Here is a 23,047-nt window from a genome sequence, read left to right on the forward strand (position 1 = left end):
CAAAACCGCCGCACACTTTTGCTGGAATTGCGTTCAGCCGTCGCCACCGCCACTATCACCACCGCCATGACTGCCACCGGAATGATGGTCACCGCCGAAATGCGTCCCGCCATCGCCGGGCACAAGGGAACCGCCGACGAGCGGCACCATGAACCGGCGACTTGAATTGCGATACCTGATGCCGAGGAAGATCGCGACGATGATTGCGAAGGGGATCGCCAGGTAGAGCCATGCGTTCATGGTGCCATCGTCCTCCTGCTAGGCGTCTGACTATCGCACGCCAGTCGAGGTTTGTGGACCCCTTCGGCGATCGCGGAATATTGAACTCGGTTGTTCGCTCTAGGCTGCCGGCTCCTCGACGCTGACGGTCTTGCTCTGCCAGAGCAAGATGAGGCCGGCGAAGACGATGAGGGCTGCACCAACGATGGTGGCAGGCCCGGGAACCTCGTTGAAGGCGAGATAGCCGATGATGGCAGCCCCCACGAGCTCGAGATAGACGAGCGGCGCAAGCACCGACGTTTCGGCAAACCGGAAAGCGACAATCAGCATGAAATGGCCGATCAGGGAAAAGATGCCGACGCCGGCGAAAAAGATGAGGTCGCTCCATGCTGGTACCGACCAGGTGAACAGCGCCTGCGGCAGCAGGATCAGTGCCCCGAAGGCGCACTGGAACGCCAGCGTCTTCAGCGGATCACTCTCCAAGGCAGCCTTGCGGGTGACGATCATGTAGAAGGCGAAGGACAGGCCGGATGCAAGCGCCAGGAGAATGCCCGGCTCAATCGCACCACCCGGCCGCAGGATCACCATGGCGCCGGCGAAACCGAGCACCAGGCTAATCCCTTTCAGCAGCGTCATCCGCTCTTTGATGATGAGAACCGACAGCAGCATGCCGAGGATGGGCGCGATGAAATAGGCGCTGATGGCGGTCGCCAGCGGAATGAAGGTGATGGCGACAAAATAGAGCGACATTGCCGTCACCAGCAGAATGGTGCGCAGCATATGCGCGCCGAGGCGTTCAGAGGGGAAGATGTGCCGGCCATGACGTGCGAAGGCGTAAGGAAGCAAGATGATGGTCGCCACCGCATAACGCGCCCAGCCGATGAAGAGCGGCGAATAGTCGGCACTGAGATATTTCGCCAGTCCGTCGACGATCTGGATGGCAAAGGCCACCGCAGCCATCAGCAGGATGCCTCTGGTTTGCGGGGATAGGCCTACGGGTGCGCTCATGCATGGCTTCTAGCGCGAAGCCTCATACCGTTACAGCCAAACACGTTGATCCAGATCCCGGAGTTCCGGGCGGGACGCTGCGCTTCGATCCCTTCCCCTGAAGGGGAAGGGGCGCTGACAGAACTACTCGGCCTCACCACCGCGTCAGACCGAGCAGCTTCTCGCCGAGCGGTGTCAGGGTTGCGGTCGTCGCGTTGTGTTTTTCCCACTCACGAGGATCGCCCGGGAAGGCATCGCGCTGCGGATGGTCGAGTTCGCGCCACAGGCGGATGCGTTCCCGGCGTTCCGATTCATTCTCCCATTCCGCCGGGTGCATGGAAATGTACTGCGCCATGCGCACACGGCTGTCGGAATGGTTCGGGCGCACACCATGGGCGAGCAGCGAGTTGAAGATCATCAGGTCGCCGGCTTCCATCTCGATGTTGACGGTCTCCAAGCCGGTCATGTCGGGGTGCATCGGATCGCGGTCGGCAGGCTGGGTTTTTTCCCACGCCTCCAAATCGGAGAACAGCTTCGGTACGCATTGGAAGCCGCCGACATCACCATCTTGCTTCTGCAGGCTGAGCACACCCTGCACGCCAATCGGCAGCGGGCGGATCGAGGTGTCTACGTCCCAGTGGATGAAGCCGTTGGGATTGCCCTTGACCTTCTTCGGGGGGTTGAGATTGGCCCGGTCGATCGTCACCCACAGATCCTCGCGATCCCAGATATCGACGAAGGCGTCGTAGATGCGCCGCTCCATGCGATTGTCCCAGAGATACTGGTGATTGTAGATCTCCAGCATGCCGGTGTTGTTGAGCTCCTTCATCTTGTGCTCGCGCCGCTGCGGCGCATACCAGGTGGAAGGATCGGCGGGATCCTTCTCATCGAAGCGCCACAGAAGATCCACCAGACGCTTGACGTTCTCGGCGGGTACCGCCTGACGCACGATGACGTAGCCGTTGGTGATCCAGTGCTGCCAGTCATCTTCCGAAAGCACGCGCAGCGGCAGCGTCTTCTCGATATCCTTCAACTGGGTCGACATCGTCGTGGTCGGATGGTGATCTTTTACGGCTGCTGCTTGCATGGCGTTCTCTCCCTGGCTGATGCCCAAGTGAGGGCATGAGTGGAAGAATAGCGAGACGAGCAAGGCAATGTTGTCCTGCACCAGCGAATTTTGATACTATTCTGGCGTTTATGACTACGAGCAGCGCCGCATGAAGCCCTATCTTGAACGGGTGCCACCGAGCCCCGACGCCTCCTGGAGCATGCTGAACCGGCGCCTCGACGACGGCATCCCGTTTCAATGGCATCACCATCCCGAGCTCGAACTGACCTTGACGCTGAATTCGCGCGGGCACCGTTTCATCGGAGATCACGTCGGCACCTTCGACGGTATCGATCTGGTTCTGGTCGGTTCCAACCTGCCTCACACATGGTCGTCTTCGGAGAAACTGGACCCCACCCTCCCGCATGTGGCGTTGGTGGTGTGGTTCCGGCAGGAATGGATCGAAGCGATCACCAAATCGTCGGTAGAGCTTGGCGCTGTCGCCGCGCTTGTCGCCGGCGCCGGCACAGGGCTGCGCTTCTCGAAAGCGTCGGCTATCGCACTTGCCGACGATTTTGAGCGGTTGTTCGAGTTGCCGGCGCCGGAGCGGCTTCTTGCCATGCTCGCCATCCTCAACAGGCTGGCGTACGATGCCGAAGCTGAGCCCCTTTCCAGCGAGGCGCTGGTGCCGATGGAGCGGGATGCGGGTGCCGAGCGCATCGACCGTGTGCTGACCCACATCCATCAATCCTATGCGCGGGAAATCCGGCTGGAGGAACTTGCCGGCATCGCTGCGCTCAGCGTTTCGGGGACGCACCGGCTGTTTCGCCGGCACATGCGCGCGACGATTTCAGACTACATCATCCGCCTGCGCATCGGCGACGCCTGCGCGCGCCTGTCAGGAACGAACCAGCCGATCCAGCACATCGCGAGTGCGATCGGGTACGGCTCATTCGCCAACTTCAACAGGCATTTCCGTCGCCTGCGCGGTATGTCGCCTCGCGACTACCGCGCAAAGTTCAGATCTTAGCGGTCTGCATACCGATCACGGACTGATCAATGCGTGGCTCTCTCTGCCCGCACCAGCGCGCCGGTTGGGCGCCAGCCGTCGCCGCTAGAGCATTTTGTAGCCAGGTGGAATCACTTGGCGTTACAAAAATGCGACGAAAACAAAAACTTAGAGCGTTTCCGCGTTTCCGTGAAAAACGGAAACGCTCTAGACCCGGCTGAGCAGGGCGGCGTTGAGCGCATCCATGTCCTTCTCGGCCGGCTGGGTCTCCAGCGAAAGCACCGGCAGCTGCCGGCGCAGATGGTCGTGATGCGTGCGCACACCATACTCCAGGTCGGACATGTAGAAGCCGGCGAAAGCCTCCGACAGCATCGATTCGTTCGACCAGACCGAAAGCTGAACATCTTCGGCCATGGTGTCGCGGTCGATGCGGAAGGCAAGATAGCGAGCGGCAGCCTGCTCGCGGCTCTCGTCGGCATAACGGTAGATGGCGCCGCGGAGCAGCGTTTCGCCGGTCGACAGCGGGAATTCCTGATAGAACTGCACCGATTCCGGGGTTACCGCGATGACGGCGTTGGGAAAGAGACCATAATAGATCCAAGCCTTCTTCTGCGCATCGGGAAGGTGGTCCGGTTGCGGCGCAATCCGGACATAGTTCTTGACGCTCCAGCGGCGGCCAGCATGCGGATTGTAGGTTGCATAGGAGCGCGAGACGCCATTGATGAAAGGCTCGTCGTAATAGGTTGAGCCATAAAGGTCTTGTAGCGCCGGATGCGCCATCGCGACGTGGTAGCCTTCATTGTCGACGTCACGCACCGACTTCCAGTTGACCGGGCTTTTCTGGGTCCAGATGCCCCAGGACGGAACCATGTCCGCGGCACGGTAGGGCACGAACTCTGCTTCGATCGGTTTCAAAAGCTCGGCCACCGAAGGCTGTGGACCGCCGTCTCGGAAACGGATGAAGATGAAGCCCATCCAGATTTCCAGATCGAGTGGCTTCAGGCCGAATTCGGTCTTGTCCAGTTCGGGAAAAGACCGAGGGCGGGCGGCGCCGCGCAGCGTGCCGTCGAGATTATAGACCCAGCCGTGGAAAGGGCAGACCAAGGCGTTGGCGCAATGGCCCTGAGTGTCGGCCACCACCCGGCTGCCGCGATGCCGGCACAGATTGTGGAAGCCACGCACGACGCCGTCCTTGCCGCGCACGATCAGCGCGCGTTCGCCGACCACATCCATGGTCAGATAGTCGCCCGGATTTGAGACGTCGGAGACGTGGCCGGCGATCTGCCAATGGGTGCGGAACAGATGCTCCTTCTCCAGTTCCAGCAGCGCATCGGAGTGATAGGCCCAGCCCGGCAAGCCGCTGCGATCCCAATTGTCGGGAATTGCCACATCGCGAAAATGTGGGTTCATGATGGATGCTTTCTTATTGAATAATCATTCAATATAAGCATATTTGTTATGGAAATGCAACGGCTTGTGATTTTCGTGGTTCGCACGTGCGAAAACGCCGAGGTGCTTGTGCAGGAATTTTTCTGGCTTTCCCGGTATTAATCGATGCTCGGTGCGGGCCGTTTTGCGCGCGAAAACGAAATGCCTTCGCCTCTTCGTGTGGGCCCGTTGACGAAGCGGCCTTGCGAAGGGTCAAGCAACGGTTATCCCGAAAGCCTTTGGCTGACTTTCGGAATGCGTTCTTGCAAGAGACGATCGTAGCGCCGGTTTATCCAGCTTTAGCAGGCGCTTTCGGCTTTGCCGCCTTCTTGGCGACCGGCTTTGCCTCGACCTTCGCCGTGGGTTTCGCGGACTTTGCCGGAGCCTTCGCCGTAGAAGCCGCCTTTGCGGGTGCGGCTGGCACCTTTGCAGGTTTCACCGCCTTCGGCTTGGCGGCCTTGGCGGGAGCTGCAGCCTTGGCGGATTTGGCGGCGGCATTTCGGGCGGGCTTTTTGCTCTCTTCGGCCTCGACCTCGCCCGCGGCCTGATGCCAGTGGCGTTCGTGCGCGCCATGCGGCCTGCCCTCGCGTTCCCAGATTTCATGGGCGCGCTGCCGGATGCGTTCTTGCCTGTCGTCTGCCATGGACATCTCTCCTGATGTTCGACGCATACCCGCGCGATGCAGCAAACCATGCGCAGCCGCAGGTTGAACATTTGCATATTTCCGCAAGGTGAGGGCGCTGGCAAGTGTCTGGGATCAGGCGGGTTTCTCGAAACGCACCGGGAGCTTGTTGCGCCACAGCTATCGGCTGGTCCAAAACGAAAACCCCGGCAGCCGCCGGGGTTTTGTGTATTCTGAGCAGGAAGTGTTCTAACTGTTTTTCTTCGTAATCAGCGTCAAAGTACCATCCTGTCCCATGCTCGTGGCCACGACCTGTGCCGATGTCGAGCCCTTGGCCTTCAGAGCGGCAGTGGCTTCGGGGACAGCGTCGATATTGCTGCGCAGCTGCTTGAGACTGTCATCGCTGCCTTGCGCAACGATCTGTTCGACCTCTTTCTGCGTCGCCTGGGGCAGTTCGCTGACATCGACTACGTTGATGCGCTGGATCTTGGGAGTGGCGCTTGGTGCGGACGCCGGCGGATTGGACGGTGCTTGTGGTGTCGACGATTGAGCGTTCGCCGCAAAGACGCCGACGAAAGAAATGCTTGCCGCAAGCAACAGAGCCTTATGCATGGGTTTCCCTTTCCGGTTGGCCCCCGCTGGCCAGCCAACAGAATACGACAATGAGTCCTCAAGCGGCCGCTCACCGGGTCATTTCGTGACCAATTGGTGTCCGCAATGTGGGGCGGCCCTCGACACTGGCACAGCGTCAGGGGAACCTCTATAAAGTTCGCGTGTTAACCAGTGTTCGCCCTCAAAAACGCTCGGGGCCGTTTTACTTCGGTTTACCAATCGGCTTCACCAAACGGCAGGCGACCATCGCTAAACTGTCTCAAGACAGGTTCACTCCCAGACGTTCTTCAATGACAAGCACTGTTTCTCAGCACGCGCAAACGACGACCTCTGCAACTGCGGCAACGGCTTTTGGCTCGAGCCGGAAGCGCGCCGAAAGCGCTTGGTCGCCGTGGCCGCGTCTCAGCAAGCGGGATCAAAGCCTGTACCCGAAGCTCTCCTTCAGCATTGGCCTGGCCATCCTGTGTGCGGCTGTGCTGGCGGCCATGATCCTGTCACGAGCCTGGAACGATTTCGTCGAGGCCAGGCAGAACCACTACGACATCCAGTACTTTCGCCAGATTCTCGATACTGCGAACTTCATTTCCGCTGAACGTGGCCCGGCCAATGACGCGATGTCGGATCCCAGCGAAACGGCGCTGAAGCGGCTCGCTGAATTTCGAGCGCGCAGCGACGCCGCGCTGGTCAGCCTCTCGGCGCCGCCGGAAGTGCCGATCCTGCTCCACGACCACCCGATTCCGCGCGATCTCATCGAGGCCGTCACCGAAAATCTGGCACTCGCAAGGACCAAGGTCGATCACGCAGCAACCGTTCAGGGTGGCGAGGCCAAGTTGCGGGCAATGCAGGCAGCAATCGAAGCAATGTTCGGCGTTTCGGATCGTTTTCGTGCCGTGACGACATGGCGTGCGAATGAGCTGATCGGCCATGACAGCGGACTGTCGGAGCCGGTGCTCGTTGGCCAGATGCTGGCGGATCTGCGTGAATATGGCGGCCGCATCGCCTCGGAAGTGATCGCGCCACTCGCGTCGCGCCAGCGCATCCCATTGGAAAACATCATCGACGCGCGCCGTGATCAAGGGCGCATCCATCAGATATGGGACATGCTGCGTGGTCAGACCGCGCTCAATGTCATGCCCGATCTTGCCAGGAACCAGGCCGCAATCGATACGCTGTTCTTCGGAGCTGGCATGAATATGGTCGACACCCTCATCAAGCAGGGCAAGGATTCCAGCAGCTACTCGATAACTGCGGTCGAACTGACCAGGGCCTTCGTGCCGACGATGAAGTCGATCGAGGATTATCGCACGGCCTTTCTCGATAAGACCGTGTCGAGGGTCGCTGCGGAGCGCGATGGTGCCCTAAAGCTTCTGGCCATTGTTTCTCTGGCGACCACGATCGTGCTTGCCGTGCTGATCGGTGTGCTCCTTTCGGTGCGCCGCGACGTCTTTCGCCCTCTGCTTCAAGCGCGCGAGGAAGTGATCGGTCTGGCGGAAGACCGCCCGCTGGCGGAAAGGCTTGCTTCTGGTGGTGCCGGTGAAATGACGCGCTTGTTCGATGCAATCGACGTTTTGCAGGATCGCATGCGCGAGCGTGCCTCGCTGACCAGCGAATTGCGCCAGCAAGCAGAAACCGACGGCCTGACCGGCGCGCTGAACCGGCGCACGCTCGATTACATTGCCCAAAACGGCAGCGACGGATCGCCGAAGGACGATGCGCTCGCCTTGATCATGATCGACTTGGACCATTTCAAGAGCATCAATGACACCCATGGCCATCTAGCAGGCGATCGGGTGCTGGTCGAAACGGCCAAGCTCTTGAAGCGGGAGGCTCCGATCGATTGTGTCGTTGCCCGTTTCGGTGGCGAAGAATTTGCCTTGCTGTTCCCCTGTTCGGATATCAACCAGGCCGGGCGTCTCGCTGAGAGCATCCGCGCTAAATTGGAGAACCATCGGTTCACCGTCTCCGAGGGCCGCCAGATCACCGTAACCGCCAGCTTCGGCGTGGCTTGCGGACAGCGGGGACCGAGCAGTTGGCGCCATCTGGTGGAACGGGCCGATAAAGCGCTTTACCGGGCCAAAGCGGACGGCCGCAATCGCGTCTCCATGGCTCCGATCTCTGTCGCCCGCCGGATGGGAGGCGAGGGTGATCAGCGCCTCCGAGCCTAGACGGGCTACCTTCAGCCCGCGGCCTGGCGTCTGCTTGCCAATCTGGTCTCCCAGAGGCTTGCCGCAAGCATGACTATGGTGGTCAGCCATCCCATGGCGAGAAGATCGACGTGGAAAGCCACCGGAAACAGTGCCGCCAAGGCGACAATGGCGGCAATGTGAGAAGCCGGGACCGAGCCGTACACCACTTTCTTGTAGATGGCGCTGCCGAGCAGGTAGATGGCAGGCCCGCCGCACAATGTCAGAGCATAGGCAGTCTTCAGCCCGTCATGTGGATGGGCAAGCACCAGATCGTTCCCCACGGCTGTGGCGATGATCCCACCGATCAGCACGGCGTGGATGTAGTGGAAATAGGCACCGAGCCGGCCAGGATCGTCGGAGTGCGTGATGGTCTCGGTGGCATCCTTGCTCGACGTGCCGAAATACAGCCACCACATCGCAAGCGTGCCGAGGAAGGTGGCTAGAAGCGCCGACAGCACCGCAGGTTCCCATACCTCGGCGCGCCCCAGTGTGGCGCCGGTGGCCAGCAGCGTCTCGCCCAGCGCCACGATGACGAACAACTGGCAGCGTTCCGCCAGGTGCCCGCCCTCGATCGTCCAGTCGCTGGTTCTGGAACGGCCCAACCCCGGCAGCGCGAAGCCGAACATCGGCGACAGATACTCGCAGGCGATCGCCACCGCCCAAAGGGCCGCGCGGGTCCAGTGTTCGGCAAGAGCGCCGGCGATCCAGAACACCGCTGCGATCAAAAGCCAGCCCAGCATGCGCCGATAGTTGGCGGAGAGCGGGTGGTTCGCTCCCAGTTCCCAGACGACGTAAGCTGTGCGGCCCACCTGTATCGCGACATAGGCCAGCGCAAAGACCAGCCCGCGGTCGCCAAAAGCGCCGGGGATGGCCGAGGCCATCACCAGCGCCGCCAGCATCACCGCGAACAGCGCTCCACGGATGCGCGGTGTCTCGGGATCGAACCAGTTGGTAAACCAGCATGTGTACTGCCAGCCCAGCCAGACCGCGAACCAAAGGATCAGGGTTTCGATGGCGCCGGTTGGCGTCAGGTTGGTGAGCAGTTCATGGCTGAGCTGAGTGACCGCGAAAACATAGACGAGATCAAAGAACAATTCCTCGAACGTGACCCGCGCATGGTGGCCGTCCCGACGCCGCAGCAAAGGGTGGTGTCCGGTCATCCTGTTCCCCTCAAAAAGACAACGCCAAATTGAACACCGACCCAGCCTGTGCGCAATCGTTGCAGACAGGGTTCTTCACAGGCTTGCGAAGATCCCGCCCGCGCGGAACGCTAGCTTACTTGGTGGTGTAGCCGCCGTTGACGAGGATGGTCTGGCCGGTCATCCACCAGCCCTCCGAAACCAGCATGCGGATCCATGGCACGATGTCCTCGATGTCCGTCAGGCCGGTCTTTGAGAAGCTGGATAATGCCGCCGCCGTCTTGTGATAGGCGACGGCATCCGCGCCTTCTGCGGGATAAAAGAAGGGCGTGTCCATCGGACCGGGGCCGATTGCGGTCACCGAGATGCCGCGTTCGCCAAATTCCTTGGAAGCCGCACGGGTGAAATGCTCTACCGGTGCTTTGGTCCCGGCATAGCTGGAATAGAATGGCGTGAAGGCGCCGAGCAGCGATGTCACCAGCGTGCAGATCTTGCCGTTGTCGTTGACGTTCTTGCCCGCCTCCTTGAGGAAGAAGAAGGCTGTCTTGGCGTTCACGGCGCTCATCTCGTCATATTCGGCTTCCGAAATCTCCACCATCGGCTTCTTCAGCACCTTGCCGACGGTGTTGATGGCGATGTCCGGGCGACCGATCGCTGCAACCGTGTCCGCAAACAGCTTTTCTACAGCGCCTGCCGTGGTGAGATCCGCCTGGAAGGGGAAGGCCTCCGCGCCCGCCGCTTTCACAGCGGCAAGCGTGGCATCGGCATCCGTCTTGGTGGCCGCGCTGTTGTAATGGATTGCAATTGCCTTGGCGCCATGTGCGGCAAGATCGCGTGCGATCAATCCGCCCAAATTCTTCGCTCCGCCTGCGATGAGAACGGTTTTGCCCTTGATGCTGTGATCGGTCATGGGTGGCCTCCTTTGCCTCTTGGCCTCTTGCGATGCCGCACGGCACCGATTTGGCAAAACTTATCGTCTGGAAATTCACGATAAAGTAGACGAAACTGACATCACTTGTCAGAATTGCCTACCAATTGCGAGGCGCAGGTGGACCGTATAGATCTGTTCCGCATTTTCACGCGCGTCGTCGAATGTTCCAGTTTCACGCGTGCGGCGGCGACGCTTGGCCTGCCGCGCTCTTCGGTGTCGGCGGCAGTCATCGAGCTGGAAGACCGTGTCGGCGCGCGCCTGCTGCATCGTACCACCAGACAGGTGTCGGTGACGCAGGACGGCACTGCCTTCTACGAGCGTTGCTTGGGCCTGATTGCCGATGTCGAGGAAACCGAAGGCCTGTTTCGGCATACCGCATCGAAACCATCGGGCAGGCTCAAGATCGACGTGCCGGGGCGTATCGGGCGTCTCATCATCATTCCCGCCCTTCCGGATTTCCTGGAGAAATATCCCGAGATCACCGTCGAGTTGGGCGTCACCGATCGCGCCGTCAACCTGATCGAAGACAGCGTCGATTGTGTCCTGCGGGTCGGCCCGCTCTCAGATTCCGGCCTCATCGCTCGCTCGATCGGGCAATTGCCGCTCGTCAATGTCGCGAGCCCTCTCTACCTCGAACGCCATGGCACGCCCCTGACGCCGGATGAACTCGAGATACATTGGGCGGTCAACTACGCGTCACCTTCGACTGGCCGTGTCGAAGATTGGGAATGGCTGGAAAACGGCATTTTGCGGACACGAACGATGCGCAGCCGGATTACCGCCAACAGCGCCGAGGCCTATATCGCCAGTTGCCTAGCAGGGCTGGGACTGATCCAGATCCCGGCCTACGATGTCCGCCCTCATCTTGAAGCCGGCACGCTTGTCGAGGTGTTGCCAGACTTTCGGGCGGAGCCGATGACCATGACAATCCTCTACCCGACCAGACAGCATCTGTCCCACCGCCTGCATGTCTTTGCCGATTGGCTGGAGGCTCTGTTGCGTGAAGCTGTCAGGTGAGCCTGTCGAGCTTGAATTCGCGTGTCTTTTCTCCCGCAGCAAATGCCTTGTGGCTGGAGATAAGCACGATGCGATCCTGGAAGTGGGCGATCAGGCGCTGGACGATGCGGTGAGCCTGTTCCTTGTCCAGATGTTCTCCGGGCTCATCGAGCAGCACGATGGGACACCGGCTCAGCACGGCGCGAGCGAGGTTGAGCCGATGCGCCTCGCCCAATGAAAGCGCATCCTGGGTGATCCACCCTTCCAGACCGCCCGCAAGCTGGATGCGTTCACGCAGTTCGACCATATCCAGCGCCGCCCAGCATTCGGCCTCGGTTGCGCCGGGCGCGAACAAATTCTCGCGTGCCGAATCCGAAAGCACTGCCGCATCGTGCAGACCAAGAAAAGCGAGCTCCATGCGCGAGGATGGCGTTAGTTGAACGCTGTCACCGACGAACTTCCCAATCCCGTCGGCCTCCAGCCACCCGGCGATCTGCTTCAACAAGGATGTCTTGCCGCTGCCGCTTGGCCCGGAAAGCACTGTCGGCCGCCCAGCTTCCAAGGCGAAATCCATCGTGGCGCAGAGCGGCCTGCCGTCCGGTGTGCAACGCGGCAAAGCGATGATGTCCAATCTGCGCAAGCGAGCTCCACGGCGCGTTGTCGCCGTGTCGGCCAGGATGCGTGGGACCCAGGCTCGCAACTGTTTCGACGCGGCACCTTCTTTGATCCGGGCGAGAAGGATGCGCGAGATGCCTTGCACGGCTTCCCCCAGGGCCAGCCACGCGAAGGCGACAAAGGCCGCAGGCAGCAGCGCTTCCCCGCGTTGACCGTCCAGCCATGCGATACCCAAGACAACCGAGCCGCAAATGGGGCCGAGCAGGCCGATAAGAGTATCTGCAGCGGCCATCTTGTGCCGAGACCGGAGAAGCCGTGCGTCGGCGCGCGAAAGAGTGACGAAGGATGTGGTCAACGCTTCCGACCAGGCCCGTTCTGCCTGAAGCGGAACAACCGCAGCCAGTCCCGCGCCAAGCCGCCGGCCTGCAGCCCGCTTCCGCAGCCGCACGCAATGCCAGTTCGACGTCAGGGCTGGCAGAATCCGAAGCGCGCAGACGGCTACGGCCAACAAGATGGGCAAGATAACGACCAAGGCCATAGGGGCGATAAAAACCGTGGCGACGACGGCGAAGGCAAGACCGCAGGCTGATGCCAGCAGCGGCAATTGCACCCTGAGCTTGGCGAAGTCCAAGTTCTCGACGTCGTCGACAAAATCCGCGAGCCTGTCCTGGTCGCCAAGTTGCCAACCTGCGCTGCGTACCTTTGGCGCGGCCGCCATCGCCGAGAACAGCATCGAACGGCGCGACACCTGATCGAGCAGGGCCGCCTTGTGGCCGACAAGGCGTTCGCCATATTTGGCCGCCGTGCGAGCCATGGCGAACAACCGGATCAGAGCTGCGGGAATGTGAAAATTGAAAGTGTAGGCAGCGCCGCCCGCGCCGGCCAATGCAACGGCGCCGAGAAACCACGCCGAAACACCGGTCAGCAGGACTCCCGCGAACAACGCCGCCAAGGCAAGCACCGCGGACAGACGCCACCAGGGGGTTGAACTGCGCGGACCTAGACTTTCGCTCCCGGCTTCAGTTGGAATGAGAGGGCTCATACCGCGACCTCCGCTAGGCTAGGCCGTTGCCGATCGAGATCGAAAACCAGCGTTGCCAGCGCCTCCAGTTCCGGGTCATGAGTCGCCACGACCACCAGCCTCTCGCGGGCACAATCTGCGAGGACTGTCCTGACGCGCGCAGCGTTGGCGGGGTCGAGCTTTGCAGTTGGTTCGTCGGCAAAAATCGGGCGATCGGATAATAGAGCGCGCGCGACGCCAATCCGGAGGCGCTGCCCGCCGGACAGGTTCTCGCCTCCAGCCCTTATCGGTGCGTCCAACCCGCCCGGCAGCAACGTATCGTCCAGCAGCGCGACGCGTTCTGCCGCAGACGGCAACTCCATCGGGTCGCAAACCCGATTCCAGGAGAGTGCATCCGCCAGCGTGCCGGCGGGGACCGGGATGTCGGTTGATATCCAGTCGACACCAGTCACAGACGGCGGTTGTCGGGTTTCTTTGGCCGGAGCCTCAATCCCCGCTAGCCGGCGCAACAATGTCGATTTTCCAGATCCGCTTTCGCCGACGATCGCCACGATTCCCTTTGGCGGCAGGCACAAGTTGCGATCGGTTCGGTGCAAGCCAAGAGGCATCGCCTGTTCCAAGGCGGTCGGCTCTGTCAGGAAGCCATCCATCGCCAGGGCTGCCGCATTGCCTTCCGCCTTGGCATGATACTGCTCCGCATAGCGGCGGAAGGGCGCGAAGAATTCCGGTGCCAGCATGAGGATGAACAGGCTTTGCCACAGCTGCATGCCCGAGAAACCGGGGATCTCGGCCAGCTTCAAATGTCCCAGGCCGAGGAAAACGGCTAGGATCGCGATCGAAAGCGACGAGAAGAAATCGATGACGCCGGCATTGAGGAAAGCCACCTTCATCATGCTCATGGTGCTGTCCGCGTAAGCCGCCATCCTGGCTTCCAGCTTTTTGCGTTCGCTATCCACGCCATGCGCGGAGAGAATGGTCGGCAATGTGCGGATGCGGTCGTCGAATTGCGTTGCGAGTTGCCCGAAGGCGCGCTCCTGTTTTTCTGCCCGGGCATGGATCGTTCTGCCGAGCAGCACGAAGAAGCCGACCATCACTGGTGTGGCAAAAAGCAGCGCCACCGCCGCCTGCCAAGACACCGCGACGATTGCGCACACCACCAGAACCGGAACGATGCCCAGCATGAGGGCCGCTGCGCGATGGCCGACGACAAGGGCTGCCAGCGCTTCCGGGTAGCGCTGGAGACCTGCAATCAAAGCACCAGCGGGCAGCGCCTGTACGGTCTGGGCCGGCATCGCGGCGAGCGTTTCGCGGGCGCTTTCGCGCAGGCCCTCAGCCACGGAAAATTCCGTCACCGCCTGCTGCCGATCGGCAAGAAAACCGCCCAGTGCGGCGAGAAGCAGCGCTGCAAGGCCGATGACGACTGCCATTTCCGAGACGTTTCCGGTTTCAATCATGACGCCGGCAAAGATTGCCAGCGTGCCAGCGAAAACCAGGCGCAACGCCGTGCGCGATATCTGCAGCAAAAGCGTAATCCGGAGCCCGCCGACTGCCAGCGAACGTGCCCGCACGAGCGTATCGGACGCCAGCGGGCTATCGGGAAATATGCGTTTCGAGGCTGGGCTCATTTGCCTTGCTGCAATCTACCTCTTGCTCATCCGGGCTTGCGTCGAAGAGGCACAAGGCAAGCTATTGTAATCAGCATTTTATGCTCGTCTTATAGTGAGCGTCGTGACGCTTATAGGGGACGCCTGATGACCGATCCGCTACTCGTCGAATTGTCGCGCCTGCAATTCGCACTGACCGCGATGTATCACTTCCTATTCGTGCCGCTGACCCTGGGTCTCTCCATCATGATTGCGATGATGGAAACGGTCTATGTCATGACCGAGCGTACCATCTGGCGCGACATGACAAAGTTCTGGGGGGTGCTGTTCGGCATCAACTTCGCACTTGGTGTCGCGACAGGCATCACGATGGAGTTCCAGTTCGGAATGAACTGGGCTTTCTATTCGCACTATGTCGGCGACGTGTTCGGCGCGCCACTCGCCATCGAAGGCCTGATGGCTTTCTTCCTGGAGGCCACATTCGTTGGGCTGTTCTTCTTCGGCTGGGACAAGCTTTCTCCCCGCGCGCATCTTGCCGTCACCTGGCTTGTCGCACTCGGCACCAACTTCTCCGCGCTGTGGATCCTGATTGCCAATGGCTGGATGCAGAACCCGGTCGGAGCCGCCTTCAACCCCGACACGATGCGCATGGAAGTCACCGACTTCATCGCGGTGCTGTTCAATCCCGTCGCACAGGCGAAATTCGTTCATACGGTTTCGGCGGGCTACGTCTGCGGTGCCACCTTCGTGCTTGGCATCTCGGCCTTCTACATGTTGCGCGGCCGGCATATCCAACTGGCCAAGCGTTCTTTCGTGATTGCGGCCGCTTTCGGCACGGCCTCGGCTCTTTCCGTGATCGTGCTCGGCGACGAGAGCGGATACGAGATCACCGACAACCAGAAAATGAAGCTGGCCGCCATGGAGGCCATGTGGGAGACCGAGCCGGCGCCGGCGTCCTTCACGGCCATCGGCATCCCCGACATGCAGGACAAGACCACGCATTTCGCGATCCGGATCCCTTGGGTGATGGGGCTGATCGGCACACGTTCGATCGACAAGCAGATTCCCGGCATATTCGAACTGGTAGAGCGGGCTGAAAAGCGCATCCGCGACGGGATTCCCGCCTATGATGCGCTTGAACAGCTGAAGGCCGATCGTAGCAACGCCGCCGCGCGCGCACGCTTCGACGCAACCAGCGCCGATCTCGGCTATGCGTTGCTTCTGAAGCGCTATGTCGCCGATCCACGCCAGGCGACGGAGGAGCAGATAAAGCAGGCGGCGTGGGATACGGTGCCTACGGTTCCCGCGATCTTCTTCACCTTCCGCATCATGGTGGCGTGCGGTTTCCTGCTGCTTGCCGTGTTCCTGACGTCCCTCTGGTACACGATGCGCGAGGCTCCGGCACCGCGCTGGCTGTTCCGCATGGCGCTGTTTGCCATGCCACTGCCGTGGATTGCGGTCGAGGTCGGCTGGTTCGTGGCTGAATTCGGCCGCCAGCCCTGGGTGATCGAAGGGGTGCTGCCGACGTTCCTGGCAACCTCTCACCTCAGCGTCAGCGATCTCATCATCACCATACTCGGCTTCACGCTCGCCTATGGCACGCTTGCCGTTATCGAAGTCCGGCTCATGCTGGCCGCCATCGCCAAGGGGCCGGCAACCGAACACACCGAGACGTCGCGCAGCGCCATACTTGTTCCCGCGCAATAGGCACCTGGATCAAGGAACACGGACATGATCGAGTTTCTTTTCGACTACACCACGCTTCGAATGATCTGGTGGATCCTGTTGGGTGTCCTGCTGATCGGCTTTGCCGTGACCGATGGTTTCGACATGGGGGTGGGCACGCTGCTGCCTTTCGTCGCCAAGACCGACATCGAGCGCCGCGTCGCCATCAACACCGTCGGTCCGGTCTGGGAAGGCAATCAGGTGTGGTTCATCCTCGGCGGCGGCGCGATCTTCGCTGCCTGGCCAGCGCTTTATGCGCTGAGCTTCTCCGGCCTCTACCTGGCGATGTTTCTCGTGCTGTTCGCGCTGATCCTGCGGCCCGTCGGGTTCAAATATCGGTCCAAGCGCGACAGCCGGCGTTGGCGCAACAATTGGGACTGGGCACTGTTCATCGGCGGCGCGGTGCCGGCGCTGATCTTCGGCGTGGCGGTCGGCAATGTGCTGCAGGGGGTGCCCTTCCATTTCACGGATGATCTGCGCCCCATCTATGAAGGCAACTTGTTCGGCCTGCTCAACCCGCTGGCGATTTTCTGCGGGCTGGTGTCGCTGGCGATGCTTGTCATGCATGGCGCCGCGTGGCTCGCCTTCAAGGCCGATGGTGTGGTGGGCGAGCGTGCCGCGGCGATCGGCCCCAAGGCAGCGCTGCTCGCCGCGATCCTGTTCGCGCTGGGCGGCGTTTTCATCTTCCTGGGCTGGTTCGGCGGCTATGAAGTGACAGGCCCGATCGTATGGGACGGACCATCCAATCCGCTCCGCAAGATCGCCGCCGCAAATGCCGGTGCGTGGCTGCACAACTTCCAGAACATGCCGCTGCTGTGGCTGGTGCCGCTATGCGGCGTGCTGCTGCCGTTGGTGGCCGCTGCGGGTTTCCGGGCACGCAAGGCCGGTCTGACCTTTTTCGCTTCGCAGCTTTCAATCGTCTGCATCATCGCCACGGTTGGATTGGCGATGTTCCCGGTCATCCTGCCGTCGAGCACAAATCCCAGCCATTCGCTGACGGTGTTCGATGCCTCGTCCAGCCGCGCAACACTGCGCAACATGCTGTTCGCAACCGTGATCTTCCTGCCGCTCATCCTGCTCTACACCGCCTGGGTTTACCGGGTACTCTGGGGCAAGGTGAGCGAGAAGGACGTGCACGACGCGGACCACGCTTATTGAGGAGCGGCCCATGTGGTACTTCGCCTGGATACTCGGTCTTGGCCTTGCCGCCACCGTCGGCATTCTCAACGCCCTTTGGTATGAACTGCGCGTCCTGCGTGACCAGCCACAGGACGTGATGCCAAAGCAGCCGACGCCTTAGTTGGGGCAACTGCTGCGATTTGGGTTGGAAGGTACTGAAAGCGTGGTGATCCCGACAGGAATCGAACCTGTGACCTACAGATTAGGAATCTGCCGCTCTATCCTACTGAGCTACGGGACCACGCGGGGCGAACACATAGCCGTTTCACGCCGCTTCGCCAAGTGCCGACGGGCCAAATTGAAAGCCTGGCGCCGCTGGATGCGCGTCCGGTCGCGATGCGGCAACCGCCGCCGATCGATGTACTCTCGGTCGTTCCGCTGGGGTCGGCCTCTCCCCGCTTTGCCAGGGAAGAGGCGCGAATGCCATGCGATCAGGCTGCCAGCGCCTTCTCGGCGAGTTTCACCCAGTAGCTGACGCCATGCGGGATGACCTCGTCGTTGAAGTCGTAGGCGGGGTGGTGCAGACCGGCGGTGTCGCCGTTGCCGATGAAGATGAAGGCGCCGGGGCGGGCCTCGAGCATGTAGGAGAAGTCCTCGCCACCCATCACGGGCTGGATCGTGCGCTGCACTTGCGCATCGCCGGCCACTTCGGCTGCGATATCTCCGGAAAAGACGGTCTCTTCGGGGTGGTTGAAGGTGACAGGATAGTTGGCGTCGTAATCGACCTCGATCGTCGTGTCGTGGGCGGCGGCAAGGCCGGCGCAGAGTTGCCGGATCCGTTCCTCAGCCTTCCTGGCCACTTCCTTCTTCAGCGAGCGCACCGTGCCGGCGATCTCGGCGGTTTCCGGGATAACGTTATAGGCATCGCCGGCGTGGAACTTGGTGACCGACACGACGACCGATTCGACCGGATCGGTGTTGCGCGAAGCGATCGTCTGCAGGGCGCCGACCAGCTGGCTGGCGATGACGATCGGGTCGATCGTGCCGTGCGGCATCGCCGCGTGGCCGCCGCGGCCTTTTACGGTGATGGTGAACTCGGCGGTTGCCGCCATGATCGGGCCTGGCCGGATGGCGAACTGGCCGACCGGCAGGCCGGGCATGTTGTGCATGCCGAACACCTTGTGGATGCCAAAACGGTCCATCATGCCGTCCTTGACCATTTCGTTGCCGCCACCGCCGCCTTCCTCGGCGGGCTGGAAGATGACGGCGACCGAGCCCGCAAAATTGCGTGTCTCGGCGAGATATTTGGCTGCCCCCAGGAGCATGGCGGTGTGGCCGTCATGGCCGCAGGCGTGCATCTTGCCCGGTGTCTGCGAGGCGTAGGGCTTGCCGGTGATCTCGGTGATCGGCAGCGCGTCCATGTCGGCACGCAGGCCAACGGTGGAGCCATTGCCCTTGCTTCCGCGGATGATACCGACCACGCCGGTCTTGCCGATTCCTGTCACCACCTCGTCGCATCCGAATGCTTTCAGCTTCTCGGTGACGAAAGCCGCCGTCTCGAACACATCGAAATTGAGTTCCGGATTCTGGTGGATGTGGCGACGCCAACCGGCGACCTCTTCCTGCAGTTCGGCGGCGCGGTTCAGAATGGGCATAGGTCTCAAACTCGCTATTGGCCCGGTTGTTAACCCGGCGTGGACAGAATTGTGATCGCGCTATGCTTTGCCTTGGTGATGTCACATAGGCTAGATAGCAGCGCGGCATTGCGGCCGGGAGACGGCCGAATGACGAAACCTGACGATCCGTGGTCAAATCTTACGGAGACCAGGGCGATGACGGCAAGAGCGATTCGGAACGTATGATGAGGCCAAGGCATTTGCTTAAGATTCTGGCAGCGGGCGCGGTGTTTGCCTCGGCTCTCGCGGTGCAGCAGGCCCAGGCCAACCCGACCGTGCTGTTCGATCTCGACAACGGACGCGTGCTTGAGCATCAGGACGCCTTCAAGCGCTGGTATCCGGCTTCCTTGACCAAGCTGATGACCGCCTATGTCGCCTTCAAGGCCATCGCCGACGGCGAGGTCGCACTCAATTCGCCGATCCGCATGACCAAGCTGGCCAGTAGCCAGCCCCCGTCGAAGATGGGTTTCAAGCCGGGTTCGGTGCTGAGGCTCGACACGGCGGTCAAGATCATGATCACCAAGTCGGCCAACGACGTCGCCATGGCGATCGGCGAGAATATCGGTGGTTCGCAGGAAGACTTTGCCGCACGCATGAACGCCACGGCAGCCCAGCTCGGCATGAGCGGCACACATTTCGTCAACCCCAACGGCCTGTTCTCCCCCGACCAGTACACGACCGCGCGCGACATCGCGTTGCTGGTGACGGCGCTGCGCCGCGACTTCCCGCAATATCAACCCTGGTTCTCGATCGAAGGCCTGTCGATCGGCAAGAAAAAGATCCCCAACTACAATCTGCTGGTCGGCCGCTATCCCGGCGCCACCGGCATGAAGACCGGTTTCGTCTGCCCGTCGGGCTACAACATGGTGGGCACGGCGACACGAAACGGCCGCACGCTTGCCGCCGTGGTGCTGGGCGAAAAGTCGGCGATCGCACGCGCCGATGCGGCCGCGAAACTGCTCGATCAGGGTTTCGGCACCTCGATGACGGCCTCCGTCAACCTTGCTGGATTGCAGCCCTATGGCGACACCCTGGCGGTCAACGACATGCAGGAAGAAGTCTGCAAGAAGCAGCCGAAAGAAGCCCAGTCCGAAGCGGCGCCGGCTCCGGATGCCAAGGCGCCGAAATCGCCATGGCGTGAAAAGCTCATCAATCCGAAGCTGGTCGCCGTCAGCCTCGGCGGTGCGACCGGACCGGTTCCGAGGGCAATGATCGGTCGCATCGAAGTCGCCGATACTGCTCCCGAAAGCGGCAAGGCCGCGAACGTTCCGGTTCCAGCCTGGCGGCCGGATCGTCCGTTGCCGGTGGCCGTGGCGCCGGTTGCGGCCGGCATGCAGGGCGACCAGCCGGTCAAGGTTGCCAACTGACGGCAAGGCAGGTGTAATAATGGGCGCGAGTTTCCCCATTCCCGTCACGGTGGTTACCGGATTCCTGGGCGCCGGTAAGACGACGCTGCTCAACCGACTGCTCAAGGATCCCGCGCTCACCGACACTGCCGTCATCATCAACGAATATGGCGAGGTAGCGATCGACCATCTTCTCGTCGAGCAGGCCTCGGACGGCATCATCCAGCTTTCCGACGGTTGCCTGTGCTGCACGGTGCGTGGCGAACTGGTCGACACGCTTGCCGACCTCGTCGACCGGCTGCAGACCGGGCGCATCGAGAAACTGGCCCGCGTGGTCATCGAAACGACGGGCCTGGCCGATCCAGCACCGGTGCTGCAATCGATCATGGCGCATCCGGCGCTGGTGCAGGCCTTCCGTCTCGACGGCGTCGTCGCGCTGGTCGACGCGGTTAATGGTGACGCCACGCTCGATGCTCACGAAGAGGCGCTGAAGCAGGCGGCGATGGCTGACCGGCTGGTGCTGACCAAATCCGATCTAGTCGATGCCGCTCAGGTCACGGCGCTGGCGGCGCGCCTGAAGGAGATCAATCCCGGCGCCCGGCTTCTCGATGTCCAGCAGGCCAACGCAGCGGCTTTGCTCGATTGCGGCCTCTACAATCCGGCCACCAAAGGCGCCGACGTGGCGCGCTGGCTAGGTGAAGCAGCAGAAGAGCATCATGACCATGGCGATCATGATCACCATCACCATGATCATCACCACCACGGTCACCGCCATGACTCGCGGGTGAAGACTTTTTCGCTGGTGCATGACGGACCGGTGGCATTCGCTGCGATCGACATGTTCTTCGACCTGCTGCGCTCCACGCACGGCGAGCAGCTCCTGCGCATGAAGGGCGTGATCGAGCTGAAGGAAGATCCGGCGCGTCCCCTTGTCGTGCATGGCGTGCAGAAACTTCTGCATCCGCCGGTGCGGCTGCCCGCCTGGCCGGATGGCCAGCGTGGCACCCGGCTGGTGCTGATCACGCTCGACATGCCGGAAGATTATGTGCGACGTCTGTTTTCGGCACTGACCGATCGTCCAGCCATCGACACACCTGACCGTGATGCCCTGACGAACAATCCGCTGGCGATTGCCGGCCGCTGACCGGCTTCAGGCGCCGCGTTCGACCAGGAAACGATGTCCGCCCGGCATGGCAACGCTCTCGACCAGCCGGTGGCCGCTGTCAGCGCAGAAGGCAGGAATGTCGATGACGGCGAGCGGGTCCGTCGTCTCCAGCCACAATAAACCGCCCGGCTGCATGTCGGTCAGGCGCTTGCGCGCCTTCAGGACCGGCAGCGGACAGTTCAAACCCCTGAGGTCATAGACGGCGGGCATCTCGGCGGCGGAGGCGATTTCCTGCGACATAGCAAATACCGGCTCAGCCGCCGAACATGCCGAGCAGCTTCTTCTTCATCTTCGAAAGGCGGCCTTCGTCCTCGACCGGCACTTCGGGCGCGGGCTGAACCTGGGCCGTCAAGGTCTCAGCCGGCTCGGAAGCCTTGTTCTTGGCTGCTTCCTTGGCGGCAAGCGCTTCTGCCTTGGCGCGTTCCTTTTCGGCCTTGGCAGCAAGGATTGCCGCCCTCTTCTCTTCTTCGGCCTTCTTCTTGGCGGCCTGCTCGGCCTCGAGCGCCGCCATCTTGCGTCCGGCCGGAGAATCGATGCGCCCCATGCGGGTGGTGTTTTCGGTCACTGAACCATCGTGGTTCATCGATGGAGGATCGATGGTGATGCGTTCGCCGCGGGCGCGGCGCTTTGTCCAGTCGGAAACGAGCTTGGCTTCCTTGATACCGGCGATCGAAGCCTTCGGTGCAGGCGTCGAGCCGTTCATAGCGCTGGCGAAGGCCGCATCGTAGTTCTTCTGATAGTTGGCGTAGGCCACTTTCAGCGGATCCGGCGTGGTGCTGGTTGGACAGGCGCCGGTCGGATTGAATTTCTGGCCGTCGGGCGCAACCTGGTTGAAGACATAGCGCTTCTCGCAGACGTCGACCTTCGGCGGCACCTTGGTGATCTCGAAATTGTCGTATCCCACCTTCAGCATCTTCCAGAACTCGTAGTTCGGGTCGTTGCGATAGCGTGCCATGTTGGCGGCGGTCATGCGGAAGGGATAGGCCTGGATCTGGAATTCGGTCTGGCCGCCCTTGAAGGCATCGCGGGCGAAAGCATAGATCTCTTCGATCTGCGGATCGTTCATCGAATAGCAGCCCGACGACGAACAGGCACCGTGCACCATCAGATTGGAACCGGTGCGGCCATTGGCGCGGTCATAGGCATTGGGATAGCCGATATTGAAGGAAAGATGATAGCCCGATTTCGGGTTCATCTGGCCGGGACGCACCGTGTAGAAGCCTTCCGGGGCCTGACGGTCACCTTCGGTATATTTCGGGCCGAGCTTGCCCGAATAGCGGCAGATCGGGTAGGTGGCGATGATGTCGTAGCGGCCGTTGGTCTTCTGCTTCCAGACCTCGACGACGTTCTCTTCCTTGAAGATGCGTCCGACGATCGGCGCCTCGCGATTCATGCCCTTGGAGCGCATCTCCGCCAGGATCTTTTCGGGCAGCTGCTTGTTGGCGCCCTGGGGTACGAAATCGGCAACGGACTTTTCGTTGCAGCCGGCCACGGCAAGAACGCTGATCATGAAGCCGGTGCGTGCGAGTTTCGCGAACATGGATGCGCTGTCGTTTTCCAATTGTACGCCACGGCCCTCAAGGCCCAGGCGCTACCCTG

Annotated in this window: 21 protein-coding genes and 1 tRNA gene; 8 read left to right on the forward strand and 14 right to left on the reverse strand. The window is 61.4% G+C overall.

From position 1 onward, the window contains the following. Positions 1 to 33 precede the first annotated feature (33 nt). The 3 genes from L4923_RS05175 to L4923_RS05185 all read right to left on the reverse strand — a co-directional run bounded on the left by L4923_RS05175 (position 34) and on the right by L4923_RS05185 (position 2,293). On the reverse strand, positions 34 to 240 hold the full coding sequence (locus tag L4923_RS05175; protein ID WP_239362572.1) for a hypothetical protein: 207 nt from the start codon (positions 238 to 240) through the stop codon (positions 34 to 36). A gap of 99 nt (positions 241 to 339) precedes the next feature. Continuing rightward, on the reverse strand, positions 340 to 1,227 hold the full coding sequence (locus tag L4923_RS05180; protein WP_239362573.1) for a DMT family transporter: 888 nt from the start codon (positions 1,225 to 1,227) through the stop codon (positions 340 to 342). A gap of 133 nt (positions 1,228 to 1,360) precedes the next feature. Beyond that, positions 1,361 to 2,293 (reverse strand): phytanoyl-CoA dioxygenase family protein, encoded by a 933-nt coding sequence (locus L4923_RS05185; RefSeq protein ID WP_239362574.1) that lies wholly within the window; start codon positions 2,291 to 2,293, stop codon positions 1,361 to 1,363. Between the two features lie 130 nt (positions 2,294 to 2,423). Here L4923_RS05185 and L4923_RS05190 point away from each other — a divergent pair, with 130 nt between their 5' ends. Continuing rightward, the gene (locus tag L4923_RS05190) at positions 2,424 to 3,284 is read left to right on the forward strand and encodes a helix-turn-helix domain-containing protein (protein ID WP_239362575.1); all 861 of its coding nucleotides are present in this window, start codon (positions 2,424 to 2,426) and stop codon (positions 3,282 to 3,284) included. Positions 3,285 to 3,470: 186 nt separating this feature from the next. On the opposite strand, the gene L4923_RS05195 is transcribed toward L4923_RS05190, so the two are convergent. The 3 genes from L4923_RS05195 to L4923_RS05205 form a co-directional block, all read right to left on the reverse strand. Beyond that, on the reverse strand, positions 3,471 to 4,673 hold the full coding sequence (locus tag L4923_RS05195; RefSeq protein ID WP_239362576.1) for an aromatic ring-hydroxylating oxygenase subunit alpha: 1,203 nt from the start codon (positions 4,671 to 4,673) through the stop codon (positions 3,471 to 3,473). A gap of 307 nt (positions 4,674 to 4,980) precedes the next feature. After that, positions 4,981 to 5,334, reverse strand: a complete 354-nt coding sequence (locus L4923_RS05200; RefSeq protein WP_239362577.1) for a DUF2934 domain-containing protein — start codon at positions 5,332 to 5,334, stop codon at positions 4,981 to 4,983. Between the two features lie 228 nt (positions 5,335 to 5,562). Further along, positions 5,563 to 5,925 carry a hypothetical protein gene (locus tag L4923_RS05205; RefSeq protein ID WP_239362578.1) on the reverse strand — a complete coding sequence of 121 codons (363 nt, stop codon included), beginning with the start codon at positions 5,923 to 5,925 and terminating at the stop codon, positions 5,563 to 5,565. A 290-nt stretch (positions 5,926 to 6,215) separates the two neighbouring features. Between L4923_RS05205 and L4923_RS05210 the strand changes: the two genes are divergently transcribed. Next, the gene (locus tag L4923_RS05210; RefSeq protein ID WP_239362580.1) at positions 6,216 to 8,090 is read left to right on the forward strand and encodes a GGDEF domain-containing protein; all 1,875 of its coding nucleotides are present in this window, start codon (positions 6,216 to 6,218) and stop codon (positions 8,088 to 8,090) included. An 11-nt stretch (positions 8,091 to 8,101) separates the two neighbouring features. Here the strand turns inward: L4923_RS05210 and L4923_RS05215 are convergent, their stop codons facing one another. Further along, positions 8,102 to 9,271, reverse strand: a complete 1,170-nt coding sequence (locus tag L4923_RS05215) for a low temperature requirement protein A (RefSeq protein ID WP_239362581.1) — start codon at positions 9,269 to 9,271, stop codon at positions 8,102 to 8,104. Positions 9,272 to 9,386: 115 nt separating this feature from the next. After that, on the reverse strand, positions 9,387 to 10,160 hold the full coding sequence (locus L4923_RS05220; RefSeq protein ID WP_239362583.1) for an SDR family oxidoreductase: 774 nt from the start codon (positions 10,158 to 10,160) through the stop codon (positions 9,387 to 9,389). Positions 10,161 to 10,298: 138 nt separating this feature from the next. On the opposite strand from L4923_RS05220, the gene L4923_RS05225 reads away from it, so the two are divergent. Continuing rightward, complete coding sequence (locus L4923_RS05225; protein WP_239362584.1) at positions 10,299 to 11,198, forward strand: LysR family transcriptional regulator; 900 nt, start codon at positions 10,299 to 10,301, stop codon at positions 11,196 to 11,198. Here L4923_RS05225 and L4923_RS05230 read toward each other — a convergent pair. Further along, positions 11,191 to 12,834, reverse strand: coding sequence for an ATP-binding cassette domain-containing protein (locus L4923_RS05230; protein ID WP_239362585.1), 1,644 nt, complete (start codon positions 12,832 to 12,834; stop codon positions 11,191 to 11,193). The two genes, L4923_RS05225 and L4923_RS05230, sit on opposite strands and share 8 nt — an antisense overlap. Then, positions 12,831 to 14,438: an ATP-binding cassette domain-containing protein gene (locus tag L4923_RS05235; RefSeq protein ID WP_239362586.1), complete on the reverse strand. Its 1,608-nt coding sequence runs from the start codon at positions 14,436 to 14,438 to the stop codon at positions 12,831 to 12,833. Before L4923_RS05235 ends, L4923_RS05230 begins: the two co-directional genes overlap by 4 nt. A gap of 126 nt (positions 14,439 to 14,564) precedes the next feature. Here L4923_RS05235 and L4923_RS05240 point away from each other — a divergent pair, with 126 nt between their 5' ends. Genes L4923_RS05240 through cydX form a run of 3 tightly spaced genes read left to right on the forward strand, consistent with a single transcriptional unit; the run spans position 14,565 to position 17,442 of the window. Beyond that, positions 14,565 to 16,124, forward strand: a complete 1,560-nt coding sequence (locus L4923_RS05240; protein WP_239362587.1) for a cytochrome ubiquinol oxidase subunit I — start codon at positions 14,565 to 14,567, stop codon at positions 16,122 to 16,124. Between the two features lie 24 nt (positions 16,125 to 16,148). Further along, positions 16,149 to 17,300: a cytochrome d ubiquinol oxidase subunit II gene (cydB, locus tag L4923_RS05245; protein WP_239362588.1), complete on the forward strand. Its 1,152-nt coding sequence runs from the start codon at positions 16,149 to 16,151 to the stop codon at positions 17,298 to 17,300. A 10-nt stretch (positions 17,301 to 17,310) separates the two neighbouring features. Beyond that, complete coding sequence (cydX, locus tag L4923_RS05250) at positions 17,311 to 17,442, forward strand: cytochrome bd-I oxidase subunit CydX (protein WP_239362589.1); 132 nt, start codon at positions 17,311 to 17,313, stop codon at positions 17,440 to 17,442. 43 nt (positions 17,443 to 17,485) lie between these two features. Here the strand turns inward: cydX and L4923_RS05255 are convergent. Further along, positions 17,486 to 17,562, reverse strand: a tRNA-Arg gene (locus L4923_RS05255). Between the two features lie 190 nt (positions 17,563 to 17,752). Further along, positions 17,753 to 18,916 carry a M20 aminoacylase family protein gene (locus tag L4923_RS05260; protein WP_239362590.1) on the reverse strand — a complete coding sequence of 388 codons (1,164 nt, stop codon included), beginning with the start codon at positions 18,914 to 18,916 and terminating at the stop codon, positions 17,753 to 17,755. A gap of 206 nt (positions 18,917 to 19,122) precedes the next feature. Here L4923_RS05260 and L4923_RS05265 point away from each other — a divergent pair, with 206 nt between their 5' ends. Beyond that, positions 19,123 to 20,304, forward strand: coding sequence for a D-alanyl-D-alanine carboxypeptidase family protein (locus L4923_RS05265; protein WP_239362591.1), 1,182 nt, complete (start codon positions 19,123 to 19,125; stop codon positions 20,302 to 20,304). A gap of 19 nt (positions 20,305 to 20,323) precedes the next feature. Then, positions 20,324 to 21,427, forward strand: coding sequence for a CobW family GTP-binding protein (locus tag L4923_RS05270; protein WP_239362593.1), 1,104 nt, complete (start codon positions 20,324 to 20,326; stop codon positions 21,425 to 21,427). A 6-nt stretch (positions 21,428 to 21,433) separates the two neighbouring features. On the opposite strand, the gene L4923_RS05275 is transcribed toward L4923_RS05270, so the two are convergent. Together L4923_RS05275 and L4923_RS05280 are read right to left on the reverse strand one after the other, a co-directional pair. After that, positions 21,434 to 21,688, reverse strand: a complete 255-nt coding sequence (locus L4923_RS05275; protein ID WP_239362594.1) for a sulfurtransferase TusA family protein — start codon at positions 21,686 to 21,688, stop codon at positions 21,434 to 21,436. A gap of 13 nt (positions 21,689 to 21,701) precedes the next feature. Beyond that, positions 21,702 to 22,988, reverse strand: coding sequence for a L,D-transpeptidase family protein (locus L4923_RS05280; RefSeq protein ID WP_239362595.1), 1,287 nt, complete (start codon positions 22,986 to 22,988; stop codon positions 21,702 to 21,704). Between the last annotated feature and the right edge of the window lie 59 nt (positions 22,989 to 23,047).

Origin of the sequence: Terribium retamae (assembly GCF_022347545.1) — a bacterium.
Taxonomy (GTDB): domain Bacteria; phylum Pseudomonadota; class Alphaproteobacteria; order Rhizobiales; family Rhizobiaceae; genus Mesorhizobium; species Mesorhizobium retamae.